Source organism: Arthrobacter sp. N1 (genome assembly GCF_048288285.1).
Lineage (GTDB): Bacteria > Actinomycetota > Actinomycetes > Actinomycetales > Micrococcaceae > Arthrobacter_D.
The window spans coordinates 3,077,864-3,091,649 of record NZ_CP102608.1 but is presented as its reverse complement, the minus strand read 5'-3'; the positions used below and the strand labels follow the sequence as shown (position 1 = coordinate 3,091,649).

Genomic DNA, 13,786 nt, shown 5'->3' with positions numbered 1-13,786 from the left:
GCACCCGCTACGCTTTCCCCATGAAGAAATGGGAGTACTCCACGATTCCGCTCATCATCCACGCGACGAAGCAGATCCTCGATCAGTGGGGCGATGATGGCTGGGAGCTCGTGCAGGTGGTTCCCGGGCCGGACGGCAAGGGTCTGGTCGCCTACCTGAAGCGGGAGAAGAACTAGCAGTGGCAGCTCCCGAACCCGTGATTTCCGCGGTCGAGGCGCGTCTCGCGGAGCGCGGCATCACGCTTCCCGGCGTCGTCCCGCCGCTGGCCGCGTACGTTCCCGCCGTCGTGAGCGGCAACCACGTCTACACCTCCGGGCAGCTGCCCATGATTGACGGCAAACTCCCAGCTTCGGGGAAGGTCGGGGCGGCCGATGGCGGGGTCGATGCCGAGACCGCGACAGCCCTCGCGGCGACCTGCGCCGTGAACGCCCTCGCTGCGATCAAGAGCCAGATCGGGGACCTCGACCGCATCACGCGGATCGTGAAGGTGGCGGGCTTCGTGGCCTCCGATCCCTCCTTCACCGGACAGCCCGGTGTCGTCAACGGCGCGTCGGAGCTCCTCGGTTCCGTCCTCGGCGATGCGGGCGTTCACGCACGCTCGGCCGTCGGAGTGTCCGTCCTCCCCCTCGACTCGCCCGTCGAGGTCGAGGTCATCGCGGAGTTCATCTAGGCCGTGGACCGTCTCAGCACCAGGCTCTTCCCTGTTCACCCGGACCAGCGCACCGCGGCACTGAGCTGGATCGAGCACGGCCAGCGCACGCCGCTCAAGGCCCGGCCGGCGTCGTCCGTGGTCCTGCTGCGTGACAGCGCGATCGGCACCGAGACCTACCTGTCCTACCGGCGCGGCCAGTCACCGCTCGGGGTGATCGGGTTCCCCGGCGGGAGCATCGAGGAGTCCGACGATGACGACCTGCCCTGGTACGGCCCGACACCGGCCATGTGGGCGAAGACCCTCGGGCTCGACGACCACCGGGCAGCGCGACGGCACGTCCTCTGCGCGATCCGGGAGCTCTTCGAGGAGACGGGTGTCCTGCTGGCGGGACCCGATGCCTCCTCGCTCGTCGAGGGCACACAGGCCAAGGAGTGGATGAAGGCGCGCGAGGCCATCAACGAGGGCGAGTGCCGCTTCGCGGACATCCTCAGCCGCCGCGGGCTCGGTGTCCGCACCGACCTCATCAAGCCGCTCTCGCACTGGCTCACACCCGACTTCGCGCACCGGCGGTTCGACACCCACTACTTCGCGGCGGCGCAGCCCGTGAACCAGGAGCCGAGCATCCTCGACAGCAAGGGTGTGTGGGGGCAGTGGCGGTGGGCGGCGCAGGAGATCGCCGACCGCGACACCACCCGGCTCGGCGACGAGGTCGGACAGCCGAACACCGTGGGGCACGTCCTCAGCGAGCTGGCGGTCCCGGCGGTCGAGATCATCCTCGAGAAGATCGGGTCAAGCCGGGGCTGCATCGCCTACCTGTCCCACAAGCGACCGGTCAAGGTGTACTACCCGGAGCTCGCAGAGCAGGACGGCGACCTGATGCTCAAGGTCGAGTGCCCGAAACTCACCGAGGGCGGTTCGGTGCAGCGCGGCCGCTGATCCATCCGCACCCGACGGAGGCACCCGCCATCCCATGACGAAGGCACCCGCCGTCCGGCGGGTGCCTTCGTCCTTCCCGTGCGGCACCCGGGGCCGCACGGATCAGCGGCTGCGCTGCCGCAGGCGCTGGATGTCGAGGATGACGACGGCGCGGGCCTCGAGGCGCAGCCAGCCGCGCTGCACGAACTCGGCGAGCGCCTTGTTGACCGTCTCGCGGGACGCTCCCACGAGTTGCGCCAGTTCCTCCTGCGTCAGTTCGTGCGCCACGAGGACGCCGTCCGTCGCGGGACGGCCGAAGCGGTCCGCGAGATCGAGCAGGGCCTTCGCCACGCGACCCGGGACGTCGGAGAACACGAGGTCCGCGAGGGATTCGTTCGTGCGACGCAGGCGGCGCGCGAGCGCCTGGAGGAGCTGCGCCGAGACCTCGGGGCGCGTCTCCAGCAGCGTGCGCAGGTTCTCGTTCTTGAGCCCGGCGAGGCGTGTCTCCGACACGGCGGTCGCCGTCGCGGTCCGCGGGCTCGGGTCGAACAGCGCCATCTCGCCGAACAGCTCACCCGGACCGAGGATCGCGAGGAGATTCTCGCGGCCGTCCTGGGCCGTGCGGCCGAGCTTGATCTTGCCGGAGACGATGAAGTACAGCTGATCGCCCTGGTCGCCCTCGCGGAAGACCGAGGAACCACGCGGGAGGTCCACCTCGATGAGCTCGTCCGTCAGGGCGGCGAAGACATCGTCTCCCAGTGAGGCGAAGAGGGGCGCCCGGCGCAGTACTTCGATGTCCATGAATTCTCCTGATGCGTCTGTGGTGCGTCGTTCCGCGGCGGTACCCGCTGCCTTCTCCTGACCATCTTGCCGTACGGGAGCAGATGTGACGACTGATACACGCCCCGGGCAGCGCAATCCGCGTCGTCAGGGCGCAGGCGCCCCGGTCCTCCCACGCTCCTCCCATGCTTCGCCGCTAGAATCGCTCGCAGTGCCGGGAGGCCGCCCATGCTCCCGCCGTCCATAGCCAGGGGAGAATGTTCGTGCCGGAAGTCAATCTCGCGGGATTCACCCTCCTCGACCTCGTCCTGGTCGTGGTGCTGCTGGGCTACCTCGTCACGGGGATCCGCAACGGCTTCCTCGTGACGCTCGGCGGGATCGTCGGATTCGTGGCGGGCGCCGTCGCGGCGTTCTTCGCGATCCCCCTCGTGAGTGCCTGGGTTCCGGACAACCCCTGGCGGCTCATCGCCGTCATCGCGACCGTGATCGTCCTCATCATCATCGGCCAGGCCGTCGGCTCGGCGCTCGGCGCCTCGATCCGCAAGTGGTCGGACGTCCCGCCGCTGCGCGTCGTGGACCGCATCCTCGGCGGTGTGGTGAATGTCGTCGTCGCGGCGCTGGTCCTGTCGATGCTCGCCTTCGGCGTGGGGACCCTCGGCGTACCGTTCCTGTCCCAGCAGCTGGCGTCCTCCCAGGTCATCCGGGCGATCGACAGCGCGACACCCGGTCCCGTCCGCACCTGGACGGCGCAGCTCCGCACCATCGCGGTCGACGACGGCATCCCCACCCTCCTCGAGGGCGTCGGCCCGGCCACGCCGGCGGCCGTGCCCGACGCCTCGGTGGATACCCCCCAACTGGCGGCTGCTGCCGCGTCGGTCGTCCGGATCACGGGCACCGCGTTCCAGTGCGGCCAGAACCAGACCGGGTCCGGCTTCGTCGTCGCGCCCGATCGCGTGATCACCAATGCGCACGTCGTCGCCGGTGTCGATCAACCGGTGGTGGAGGTACCCGGTGGCGGGGCCCTGCCCGGCAGGGTGGTCCAGCTGGACACGGCCCGGGACATCGCCGTGATCGCCGTGGACGGGCTGCAGGCCGCACCGCTCCCACTCGGCGACGAAGTGGCCGACGGGACGACCGTGGCCTTCGCCGGCTACCCGGCGGGCGGTCCGTACCGGATTCAGCCGGCCAGCGTGCAGAGCCTCTCGCCGGTGCTCGTGAACAACATCTACGGCGCCGATCCCCAGCCGCTGCAGGTCTACAGCCTCGCCGCGAACGTGCAGCAGGGGAATTCGGGTGGCCCGCTGCTGGACATGGACGGCCGGGTCGCAGGGGTGGTCTTCGCGAAGTCGACGGCGGATGCGCCGGTGGGCTACGCGCTGTCCCTCGACGAGCTCCGCCCGATCGCCGAGGGTGCGCCGGGTCTTCAGGACGCCGTCTCCGCCGGTCAGTGCACGCGCGGCTAGGCGCCTACGGGAGCCACTCGATCGACTGGCCGTGGGGCCCGGTGCGTGCCACCGTCCGCCCGTTGTGCTGCAGCACGAACCGCCCGTCCAGTTCCCCCGGCGCGCGCCCCATCGCCCCGTCCACCCCTGCCAGCGTCCCGTGGCCCTCGTGCGAGAGCCAGTGCACCGGGCGGTCGCGGGCCTCGGCGAGCCGCAGCATGGTCTCGCGGAACCGGTTCCTGCCCTCCGCGTCGACATAGGCGAGCACGGCGCTGTGGAACACGACGACGACGGCGTCCGGGGGTGCCCGGTCCACGAGCGGCTCGATCTCCTCGGTGAGGTCCCCCCGGACGAGCAGGGGCGGCTCCGACCGGACCACGCCGAGGGCGGCGCGGAGCCGATCGAGCCGGAAGATGTGCTCGGGCCAGACGAGCGCCTCCAGCCAGCGGGCGTCGTCGCCGTCGTGGGCGTCCAGCGGGTTGAGGTCGATACCCGCCCGCCACACCACATGGGGCAGGCGCTGCGGGAACGGGACCGGACCCGCCGTGGAGCAGTCGAGGGCGGGGACGGAGGACCCGCCCACCGGATCGAGGGCCGGTCCGGGGGAATAGCGGTAGGCGTAGCGGTCCGGGTAGAGGCAGGCACCCGCTGACGCGCCGACCTCGATCAGGGCCAGGGGCCTGCCCTCCACGGCACTGATCGCGGCGAGGGAGGGCAGCAGGACGGCGCACCTCCCCGCCTCGTTGGTCTGCGTGGTGCGCGTCAGCATCACCTGCCGGATCATGGGCCACCGGGCGACGACGAAGGACCGGAAGGTGGCGAAGCCGTCCAGGGGGACCCCGACGAAGCGCGCTGCGCCGAGGAACAGGACAGGCTGGCGGCGGGCCGGAGGGAGCGTGTCGAGCAGCGCGAGCAGTTCCGCGTCATCGCTGATGCCGATGCACCAGTCGTCGTACAGCGGTGAGTAGCCGCGTGCCTCGAGTTCCGCGAAGCGCCGGTAGCGGGCGGACGTCGTCGTTCCTGTCTCCATGGCGTTCCCTTCGGTTTCAGCCACGTTTCGGGGCCGTGACAGGCGCCTGCGCGGCGGCCCGTGATGCCAAATCGTAACCACCGACGCCCGGGAAATACCGTTCGTGGACCTCCCGGAAGTTAGGCTCGTCACACGGATCAGCGCGTTCGCCGCTGTGGTCCCCATGGATACCGGTAGATCCGGTAGGAATCACTCGTTCACCAGGGAGCAACACATGTCCAACCGAGGCACATCCGTGCGCGGCACCGGTTTCGCAAGAAAACGCGCCGTGCTCACTGCAGGATTCTCCGTCGCAGCACTCCTCCTCACCGGCTGCGTGCAGAGCGAGCGCGAGGAGAACACCGGCGCCGAGGGCGAGTCCGCCATCGACTCCACCTTCGTCTTCGCCGCATCGTCCGATCCGAAGTCCCTCGATCCGGCTTTCGCGAGCGACGGCGAGTCCTTCCGCGTCAGCCGCCAGATCTTCGAGGGCCTCGTGGGCGTCGAACCAGGCACCGCCGATCCCGCGCCGCTGCTCGCCGAGTCCTGGGAGACTGCCGAGGACGGACTGTCGACCGTCTTCCAGCTCAAGGAGGGCGTGACCTTCCACGACGGAACGCCGTTCGACGCCGAAGCCGTCTGCTTCAACTTCGACCGCTGGTACAACTGGACCGGCATCCAGCAGGCCGAGACCACCTCCTACTACTACGGATCGCTGTTCCGCGGCTTCGCCGACAGCCCCGAGAACGCGGTCTACGAATCCTGCGAGGCCAATGGCGACAACGAGGTCACCATCAACCTGGCCAAGCCGTTCGCCGGGTTCATCGCCGCGCTGTCCCTCCCCGCGTTCGCCATGCAGAGCCCGACGGCGCTCGAGGAGTTCGCGGCCGACGAGATCGGCGGCACGGCCGAGGCCCCGTCGCTGAGCGAGTACGCCCTGGGCCACCCGGTGGGTACGGGTCCCTTCAAGTTCGACTCGTGGGATGTCGGGCAGCAGCTCGAGATCTCGATCTACGACGACTACTGGGGTGACAAGGGCCAGATCACCAACACGATCTTCCGGATCATCGACGACCCGCAGGCACGCCGCCAGGCGCTCGAGGCCGGAGACATCGACGGCTACGACCTCGTGGCGCCCGCGGACACGCAGTCGCTGAAGGACGCCGGCTACAACATCACGCCGCGCGATCCCTTCACCATCCTCTATCTGGGCATGAACCAGGCGATCCCCGAGCTCGCCGACCCGCAGGTCCGCGAGGCCATCGCGCACGCCATCGACAAGGAGGCGCTGGTCGCCCAGACGCTGCCCGAGGGTACCGAGGTGGCGACGCAGTTCATCCCGGAGGTCGTCGACGGCTACAACCCGGACGTCACCACCTACGAGTACGACCCCGAGCGCGCGAAGGAGCTGCTGGCCGAGGCGGGCTACCCCGACGGCTTCGAGGTCACCTTCAACTACCCGACGAACGTGTCCCGTCCGTACATGCCCACCCCCGAGCAGGTCTTCACCAACCTGCAGGCCCAGCTCAGCGAGGTCGGCATCACGGTCAAGCCCGCTCCCGCCGCCTGGTCGCCCGACTACCTGAACCAGGTCCAGGGCACCCCGGACCACGGCCTGCACCTGCTCGGCTGGACCGGCGACTACAACGACACCGACAACTTCATCGGCGTCTTCTTCGGGCAGGAGAAGTTGGAGTTCGGCTTCGACAACCCCGAGCTGTTCGCGGCCCTCGACGAGGCCCGCGGTGTCAGCGACCGCGAGCAGCAGACGGAGCTCTACAAGGACATCAACGAGCAGATCGCCGAGTACAACCCGGCCATCCCGCTCGCGCACCCCGCTCCGTCGCTGGCCTTCGCTCCCCGCGTCACCTCCTACCCGGCGAGCCCCGTCAATGACGAGGTCTTCACCGAGATCGAGCTGAGCGAGTAGCAGCAGTACCCGTGTGGAGCCGGTCCCTGGTCGGGGCCGGCTCCATCGCGCTGTAGGCCCCCTGTCCGGCTCGCGCCGGTCGACCCGGAAGGATCCCTCGAGTGTTACGCGTCATCGGTAAACGGATAGCCCTGCTCATCCCCACCCTGTTCGGACTGTCCATCCTGCTGTTCCTGTGGGTGCGCAGCCTCCCCGGTGGTCCCGCCACCGCCCTGCTGGGCGAGAAGGCGACCCCCGAGGCGATCGCCCGGGTCAACGAGCTCTACGGCTTCGACCGGCCGCTGCTCACGCAGTACCTGACCTACGTCGGACGCCTGCTGCAGGGCGATTTCGGCGTCTCCATCAACACCGGCCGTCCGGTACTCGAGGAATTCGCCACGCGTTTCCCCGCCACGCTCGAACTGACCGTCGTCGCCCTGATCTTCGCGATCGGCGTCGGAGTGCCCCTCGGCTACTTCGCCGCGCGGTACTACGGCCGGTTCCTCGACCACAGTTCGGTGGTGCTCAGCCTGATCGGCATCACGGTGCCGGTCTTCTTCCTCGCCTTCATCCTGAAGTACATCTTCGCCATCCAGTGGGGCATCCTGCCCCCGGACGGCCGGCAGGACGCACGCATCGATGCGACCCACTACACGCAGTTCTACGTCCTGGACGGCATCCTGACCGGGGAGTACGACGCCGCGTGGGACGCCTTCCTGCACCTGATCCTGCCGGGGCTGGCCCTCGGTACCATCCCGCTCGCCATCATCGTCCGCATCACGCGGGCCTCGGTGCTCGAGGTGCAGAACGCCGACTACGTCCGCACCGCCCGCGCCAAGGGCCTCATGGAGCGCACCATCCGCGGCAGCTTCATCCTACGGAACGCCATGCTGCCCGTGGTCACGACCATCGGCCTCCAGCTGGGCCTGCTCATCTCGGGGGCGGTCCTCACCGAGACGGTCTTCGCCTTCAACGGCATCGGGCGGTTCCTGCGGGACGCGATCTTCGGCCTGGACTACCCGGTGCTGCAGGGCTTCATCATCTTCATCGCGATCCTCTACGCCCTGATCAACCTGATCGTCGACCTGTCCTACTCCGTCATCGACCCGAGGGTGCGTGTGCAATGAGTACCATCCTGCCTCCCGCCGCCGGCGGTTCAGCAGCCCCGAACGACCCCGCCATCGACACCGGCCGGGGAACCGGCCTGTGGAAGGACGCCTTCCTCCGCCTGCGCCGCAATCCGCAGGCGATCGTGGGCGCCGTCATCATCGGTCTGTTCCTGCTCGTGGCCATCCTCGCGCCGCTCCTCGCCCCCTACGGCGGCGACGAACTGCCGGGCCGCACGTCCATCACCCCGACCACCATCCCCGGGCCGGGCGAGATCGACGGCTTCCCGCTCGGCCTCGACCGCTTCGGCGGTGACGTGCTGAGCAAGCTCATCTGGGGTGCGCAGGCCTCGCTGCTCATCGGCGTCGTCTCCACGGCGCTGGGGCTCGCGGGCGGCATGCTGCTCGGCGTCCTGGCGGGCGGCCTCGGCGGCTGGGTGGACAACGTGATCATGCGCTTCGTCGACATCCTGCTGTCCGTGCCGAACCTGCTCCTCGCCGTCAGCATCGCCGCGGTGCTGGGCCAGAGCTCGTACGCGATCATGATCGCCATCGGTGTCTCGCAGATCCCGATCTTCGCGCGGCTCCTGCGCTCCTCGATGCTGTCGCAGCGCGGCGCGGACTACATCCTCGCGGCGCAGACCCTGGGGCTCAGCCGGCGCACCATCACGATGAGCCACCTCCTGCCGAACAGCATGGGCCCGGTCATCGTGCAGGCGACGCTGACGCTCGCGACCGCCGTCATCGACGCGGCCGCACTGTCCTTCCTCGGTCTCGGCGGTGGGCTACCGCAGGCCGCCGAGTGGGGGCGCATGCTCACCTACGCGCAGGCCGAACTCGCCGTGGCACCGCAGCTCGCCTTCCTGCCCGGCGCCTGCATCGCTATCACGGCGCTCGGCTTCACGCTGCTGGGCGAGTCGCTCCGGGAGGCGCTGGACCCGAAGACGCGGCGCAAGTAGCCGCCGCGTCCCACCCGTGCACGACGACGGCCACCACCTACCCCGGTGGTGGCCGTCGTCGTATCCGCATGCGGGCCAGGCCGACGCAGAGGCGGAGGCAGCTGCGGGGGCCGGGCCGTCCTACCGGGCGTGCTTCTCCAGCCGGTGCGGGTCGATCAGCAGGCCCTCGTCCCAGTGCCCCGTCTCGGCTGCGGCCCGGTAGGTCGCGCGCAGGAACATGAGCAGCGTGGCATCCGGATCGGTGGACGTCCGGACCGCCTCGTAGGGCAGGAGGAACTGCCGGAACTCCTCGCTGTAGAACGCCCCCTCGACGCCGGGCGAGGCGTCCCGGTAGCCCTCCGGCTCCGGGTACGCGTAGGAGTAGAAGGCGCCCTCCTCGCCGCCACCGGCCCAGAAGCCGCAGCTCGAGAGTTCGTGCGAGTACCCCTCCTCCATCACCCAGTCCGCGCAGTTCGGGGCACCGCCGGGATGCGTGGGTGCCGGGCGGCCGGAGAAGCGCGTGCAGGCCAGGTCCATGGCGCCCCAGAAGTAGTGCACGGGGCTGACCTTCCCGAGGAACTCGGCCCGGAAGCGGGTGATGACGCGCTCGGCCTGGATCAACTGCTGCCAGTAGGCGGTGACGGCGGCGGCGTCGTAGGAGGCATTCGTGTGGTCCTCGGGGAAGGGGACCGTGGATTCCACCTCGGTGGGGACGGGTCGGATGGGTGCCTCGACCCCCAGGTCCGCCAGCGCCGTCATGACCCGCTCGTGGAACCGGGCGACCGACTGCGGCTCGAGGGGCACCCTGCGTTCCTCGCCGAGGCTGGTGCGGATCAGCAGGCGGTGGGCGACGACGTCGAACTCGAGGTCGAAGACGCCGGTGCCGTAGGGGATGGAGGAGGTGCCGAGGCCCCGCGGGGTCACGTAGAACGGCACCTGCCACCAGTGGTTCACCAGCGGCGCGTGCGCCATGCGGATCTTGCCGACCACCTGCATCCACATGTGGAGCGTCGCCTGCGTGTCCTTCCAGTCGGCCACGCGCAGCGCGGGCCACCCCTCGGACCATCGCTGTGCGGGGATCACGGTGGGTGTGGTCCCCTCCCTGCCGTCGCGCTCTCCCATGCCGCCCCGTCCGTTGAAGTGATCGTCGTCGTGCAGCCAATCTATTCACTGGCGGCCGTCCGGTACAGGTTCGGGACCACGGGGGCGCGGAACCACCCGGACACCTCCGGCGGGTGCGCGCGGTGATGGCGGGTCCTCCGGTCCCCTGCGTGTCGCGGCGGTCGGTACCGCGCGGAAGGGCGCGCACTGCTTGCTAGGGTGGCAGCGACGGATCCCGGCCGAGGCGGGCCACGTACGCGGTACGCGGTCCTCTCCGGGGATACCCCGGGGCACGCAGACCGACCAGCACAGAGCGCCTCGGGCACCTGACTGCGCTCCGCGCAGCTCAGCGCCCGAACAGGACGACAGGTCGGCCGGGGTCCGTCACGCCGCGCGATCACCGCGGGCGGGTCAGGGGGAGGCCATGGAGCAGGACGACCGGTCGCACGACCACGTCCTGCGCGAGGACCACGTCCTGCCCGACCTGGCGCAGGCCGCGGGACGGTCACCCTTCCGGCCGGCGGCCGGGTCCCTGGTGCTCGCCCGTACTCCCGCGCCGGGCGTCGCCGCCCTCGCGCGGCTGCTGGCCCAAGCCTTCCTCGACGCGTCCGACTGGCGGCGCGAGGACCTCGTCGATGCGGGAGCATACGTTCTCGGGGCACGACGGCGGTGGCTCGGACCGCTCGTGCGGTCGGTCCTGACGGGGTATCCCCGGAGACCGGCGGGCGCCCCGCGGGAGCTGTCCCGCTGGATCGCCGCGCAACCGGCACTGACCGACGCGGTCGGGACGGCCGCCGCGAACAGCAGACCCATCGCGCCGTCGCATGTCCTCCCCGCGGCCGCAGCCGCCGACGCGACCACCGCCATCCCGACCGCCCCCACGGCGCCGACGGCCCCGACGGTTGTGGCGGCCCCCACGGTCCCGACGGTCCCCACGGCCCCGACAGCCGGGGGACCCGGGGCGCACGAGTCCCGGGAGTCCTGCGACCTCACCTGGCTGGCGCGTGAGTTGCGGCTGACGCCCGGCGACCTCGACTGGTTCGCCGACACCCGGCAGCGGAACCGCCGCGCGGTCCCGGTCCTGCAGCATTACCGGTATTCCTGGCGGCAGCGACCGGGCCGGGTACCGCGCCTCCTCGAGGTGCCCGGACCCCGCCTGCGCATCGTCCAACGCCGCCTGCTCGACCGCATCCTCGCTCCGCTTCCACTGCATCCGGCGGCGCACGGCTTCGTCCGCGGGCGCAGTGCGCTCACGGGCGCTGCGCTCCACACCGGGGCCGACGTCGTCATCTCCCTCGATCTCACCGCCTTCTTCGCGCACGTCGTACCCGGGCGGATCTTCGGGGCACTGCGACAGGCGGGCTATCCCGAGGCGGCCGCCCATGTGCTGACGGGACTCACTACGCATTCCGTACCCGACGCCGTCCTCCGGTCCATGCCGGACGGCGGCGGGCCGGACGAGCGCTTCGCCCTGCGCCGGGCACTGCGGACAGCGCACCTGCCGCAGGGCGCCCCGTCATCGCCCGCCCTCGCGAACCTCGCGGTGCGGCGCCTCGATGCTCGGCTCACCGGCTACGCCGAAGCCGCGGGCGGGGTCTACACGCGCTATGCCGACGACCTCGCGTTCAGCGGCTCCGCGGACCTCGCGCGTCGGGCGGATGCCTTCGTCCGGGGAGTGGGACGCATCGTCACCGCCGAGGGCCTCTCGGTCAACGCCCGGAAGACGCGGGTACGCGGCAGCAGCGTCCGCCAGTCGGTGACGGGGATCGTGGTCAATGCGCACCCCAATGTCGCACGGACGGAGTACGACACCCTGAAGGCGATCCTGCACAACTGCGCGCTCCACGGTCCGGAGTCCCAGCGCCGCGGCCGGGCCGAGTTCAGCGACCACCTCGCGGGGCGCATCGCGCGGGTGTCCGCCCTCAACGCGTCACGCGGCGAGAAGCTGCGCGACGCGTTCGAGCGGATCAGCTGGTGAGCCGGACTAGGACGCGAGGTCCTCGTTGATGTTGAGCTCGTTGCCGGGGATCGACGCCAGGAGCTTCCGCGTGTAGGGGTGGCGGGGGTTCTGGAAGACCTCCTCGGAGCTCGCGGCCTCGACGAGCTCGCCGTCCTTCATGACACAGACGTAGTCGGAGATGAGGCGTACCACCGCGAGGTCGTGCGAGATGAAGAGGTAGCTCAGGCCGAGCTCCGACTGCAGGTCGCCGAGGAGCTTGAGGATCTGGGCCTGCACCAGGACGTCGAGGGCTGACACCGGCTCGTCGCACACGATCAGCTCGGGCTGCAGGGCCAGGGCACGGGCGATCGCGACGCGCTGGCGCTGCCCGCCCGAGAGTTCCGCCGGGTAGCGCCGCAGGGCGTTCTGGGGGAGCGAGACCTGGTCCATCAGCTCGCGGACGCGTGCTGCGCGTTCCTTCCTGGATCCGCGCTTGTAGGCATTCAGCGGCTCCTCGACGATCCGCTCGATGGTGAACATCGGGTTCAGCGAGGAGTACGGGTCCTGGAAGATGGGCTGCACGCGCTGGCGGAAGTCGTTCAGCTGCGCCTTGTCGAGGGTCGCGACATCCATGCCGTCGAACGTCATGGTGCCCGACGTCGGTTCGATCAGCTTGAGCAGCATGCGCGCCGTCGTCGTCTTGCCCGAGCCTGACTCGCCGACGATCGCCACGGTCTGTCCGCGGGGGACGTCCAGGGTGACGTTCTTCGCCGCATAGAAGTCGTCCTTGCTGCCGCGCCGCTTGTAGATCTTCGTGAGGTCGCGGATCTCCACGATGTTCGCGGGAGGGGTGTGCGCCGAGCCGTCCGCGACCGGTGCCGGGGCGGTCGGGCGATCGGCCGACGACGTCGCCGCATGGGCGCCCGCGCCGCCGGCCTCGGCGGCGGGGGCGGACGACGCCTGTTCGCCGCTGGGAGCTGCACCCGGTCCGGCGTCGTGCCCTGTCCCGTGCCCCGTCCCGTGCGCTGTCCCGTGCCCGGTTTCGTGTTCCGCCTCGTGCTCCGCGAAGACCGCCTCGGCGAGCTTGAGGCGTGATGCGGCATCGGCCGTGAAGGCTCCCGGCCGCAGGCGGACCGCGGCGACGCTGGGCGCCGCGCGCACCAGGGACTGCGTGTAGGGGTGCTGGGGATCGTTGAGCAGCTGGTCGGCGGGACCTGTCTCGACGACGCGGCCGCGATGCATGACCACGAGTTGCGACGCACGCTCGGCGGCGAGGCCGAGGTCGTGGGTGATCAGGAGCACGGACGTGCCCAGCTGCTCCGTCATCGTCTCGATCTGGTCGAGGATGGTGCGCTGCACCGTGACATCGAGCGCCGAGGTCGGCTCGTCCGCGATGAGCAGGCGCGGCTGGCAGGCGAGGCCGATGGCGATCAGCGCGCGCTGGCGCATGCCGCCGGAGAACTCGTGCGGGTACTGCTTGGCGCGCTCGCCGGCGTCGGGCAGGCCGGCCGCGGAGAGGACGTCGATGACGCGCTGCTTGACGTTCTTCTTCGTCGCCATGCCGTGCACCAGGAGCGTCTCGGCGACCTGCGTGCCGATCTTCGTCACCGGGTTCAGATTGGACATCGGGTCCTGCGGCACGAGGCCGATCGCGCGTCCGCGGATGGAGCGCATCTTCGCCTCGGGCAGCTGCACGAGGTCCTGTCCCTCGAACATGATGCTGCCGGAGGTGACACGGCCGTTGCCGGGCAGCAGGCCGATGCAGGCCATCGCCGTCGTCGACTTGCCGGAGCCGGACTCACCGACGATGGCCAGCGCGCTGCCGCGCTTCAGGCTGAAACTGGCGTTCTCGACCGCCTGGACCTCGCCGTGCGTGGTCCGGAAACTGACTGCGAGGTCCCGAACCTCCAGCAGGGGTGCGTCGAGATCCTCGGGCCGGTCGGTCGCGGCGGGGGTGATGTCCGTCATAGCACCATCGTGCCCTATCGACGGGCG

The 13,786-nt window shown here is 70.2% G+C and carries 12 protein-coding genes; 8 read left to right on the top strand and 4 right to left on the bottom strand.

Annotated features, from left to right (window positions below; translation table 11 throughout):
* The first annotated feature begins 20 nt into the window (after window positions 1-20).
* The 3 genes from NVV32_RS14375 to NVV32_RS14365 are packed head-to-tail and all read left to right on the top strand — an operon-like array spanning window position 21 to window position 1,588.
* Entirely contained in the window at window positions 21-176 is a 156-nt protein-coding gene (locus NVV32_RS14375) for a DUF4177 domain-containing protein (RefSeq protein ID WP_152812776.1), read from the top strand.
* A 2-nt stretch (window positions 177-178) separates the two neighbouring features.
* On the top strand, window positions 179-670 hold the full coding sequence (locus tag NVV32_RS14370; protein ID WP_422390613.1) for a RidA family protein: 492 nt from the start codon (window positions 179-181) through the stop codon (window positions 668-670).
* A gap of 3 nt (window positions 671-673) precedes the next feature.
* Complete coding sequence (locus NVV32_RS14365; protein ID WP_055767428.1) at window positions 674-1,588, top strand: NUDIX hydrolase; 915 nt, start codon at window positions 674-676, stop codon at window positions 1,586-1,588.
* Window positions 1,589-1,690: 102 nt separating this feature from the next.
* Here NVV32_RS14365 and NVV32_RS14360 read toward each other — a convergent pair whose 3' ends face one another.
* Window positions 1,691-2,368 carry a Crp/Fnr family transcriptional regulator gene (locus NVV32_RS14360; RefSeq protein ID WP_055767432.1) on the bottom strand — a complete coding sequence of 226 codons (678 nt, stop codon included), beginning with the start codon at window positions 2,366-2,368 and terminating at the stop codon, window positions 1,691-1,693.
* Between the two features lie 242 nt (window positions 2,369-2,610).
* On the opposite strand from NVV32_RS14360, the gene NVV32_RS14355 reads away from it, so the two are divergent.
* Window positions 2,611-3,810 (top strand): MarP family serine protease, encoded by a 1,200-nt coding sequence (locus tag NVV32_RS14355; RefSeq protein WP_422390612.1) that lies wholly within the window; start codon window positions 2,611-2,613, stop codon window positions 3,808-3,810.
* Window positions 3,811-3,814: 4 nt separating this feature from the next.
* Here the strand turns inward: NVV32_RS14355 and NVV32_RS14350 are convergent, their stop codons facing one another.
* Window positions 3,815-4,819 (bottom strand): DUF2332 domain-containing protein, encoded by a 1,005-nt coding sequence (locus tag NVV32_RS14350; RefSeq protein ID WP_422390611.1) that lies wholly within the window; start codon window positions 4,817-4,819, stop codon window positions 3,815-3,817.
* Window positions 4,820-5,033: 214 nt separating this feature from the next.
* On the opposite strand from NVV32_RS14350, the gene NVV32_RS14345 reads away from it, so the two are divergent.
* The 3 genes from NVV32_RS14345 (at window position 5,034) to NVV32_RS14335 (ending at window position 8,772) form a co-directional block, all read left to right on the top strand.
* On the top strand, window positions 5,034-6,728 hold the full coding sequence (locus NVV32_RS14345; RefSeq protein ID WP_082471225.1) for an ABC transporter substrate-binding protein: 1,695 nt from the start codon (window positions 5,034-5,036) through the stop codon (window positions 6,726-6,728).
* Window positions 6,729-6,829: 101 nt separating this feature from the next.
* The gene (locus NVV32_RS14340) at window positions 6,830-7,834 is read left to right on the top strand and encodes an ABC transporter permease (protein WP_055767444.1); all 1,005 of its coding nucleotides are present in this window, start codon (window positions 6,830-6,832) and stop codon (window positions 7,832-7,834) included.
* A complete protein-coding gene (locus NVV32_RS14335; protein ID WP_055767447.1) occupies window positions 7,831-8,772 on the top strand; it encodes an ABC transporter permease in 942 nt (313 codons plus the stop codon). Before NVV32_RS14340 ends, NVV32_RS14335 begins: the two co-directional genes overlap by 4 nt.
* A 120-nt stretch (window positions 8,773-8,892) precedes the next feature.
* On the opposite strand, the gene NVV32_RS14330 is transcribed toward NVV32_RS14335, so the two are convergent.
* A complete protein-coding gene (locus tag NVV32_RS14330) occupies window positions 8,893-9,873 on the bottom strand; it encodes a DUF5996 family protein (protein ID WP_422390610.1) in 981 nt (326 codons plus the stop codon).
* Window positions 9,874-10,276: 403 nt separating this feature from the next.
* Between NVV32_RS14330 and NVV32_RS14325 the strand changes: the two genes are divergently transcribed.
* Entirely contained in the window at window positions 10,277-11,830 is a 1,554-nt protein-coding gene (locus NVV32_RS14325) for a reverse transcriptase family protein (RefSeq protein WP_422390609.1), read from the top strand.
* Window positions 11,831-11,836: 6 nt separating this feature from the next.
* Here NVV32_RS14325 and NVV32_RS14320 read toward each other — a convergent pair whose 3' ends face one another.
* On the bottom strand, window positions 11,837-13,759 hold the full coding sequence (locus tag NVV32_RS14320) for a dipeptide ABC transporter ATP-binding protein (RefSeq protein WP_422390608.1): 1,923 nt from the start codon (window positions 13,757-13,759) through the stop codon (window positions 11,837-11,839).
* Window positions 13,760-13,786: the final 27 nt, after the last annotated feature.

Coding starts and splice junctions, on each gene's coding strand:
- NVV32_RS14375 (WP_152812776.1), top strand. CDS start 21: ATGAAGAAATGGGAGTACTCCACGATTCCGCTCATCATCCACGCGACG.
- NVV32_RS14360 (WP_055767432.1), bottom strand. CDS start 2,368: ATGGACATCGAAGTACTGCGCCGGGCGCCCCTCTTCGCCTCACTGGGA.
- NVV32_RS14350 (WP_422390611.1), bottom strand. CDS start 4,819: ATGGAGACAGGAACGACGACGTCCGCCCGCTACCGGCGCTTCGCGGAA.
- NVV32_RS14345 (WP_082471225.1), top strand. CDS start 5,034: ATGTCCAACCGAGGCACATCCGTGCGCGGCACCGGTTTCGCAAGAAAA.
- NVV32_RS14335 (WP_055767447.1), top strand. CDS start 7,831: ATGAGTACCATCCTGCCTCCCGCCGCCGGCGGTTCAGCAGCCCCGAAC.
- NVV32_RS14330 (WP_422390610.1), bottom strand. CDS start 9,873: ATGGGAGAGCGCGACGGCAGGGAGGGGACCACACCCACCGTGATCCCC.
- NVV32_RS14325 (WP_422390609.1), top strand. CDS start 10,277: ATGGAGCAGGACGACCGGTCGCACGACCACGTCCTGCGCGAGGACCAC.
- NVV32_RS14320 (WP_422390608.1), bottom strand. CDS start 13,759: ATGACGGACATCACCCCCGCCGCGACCGACCGGCCCGAGGATCTCGAC.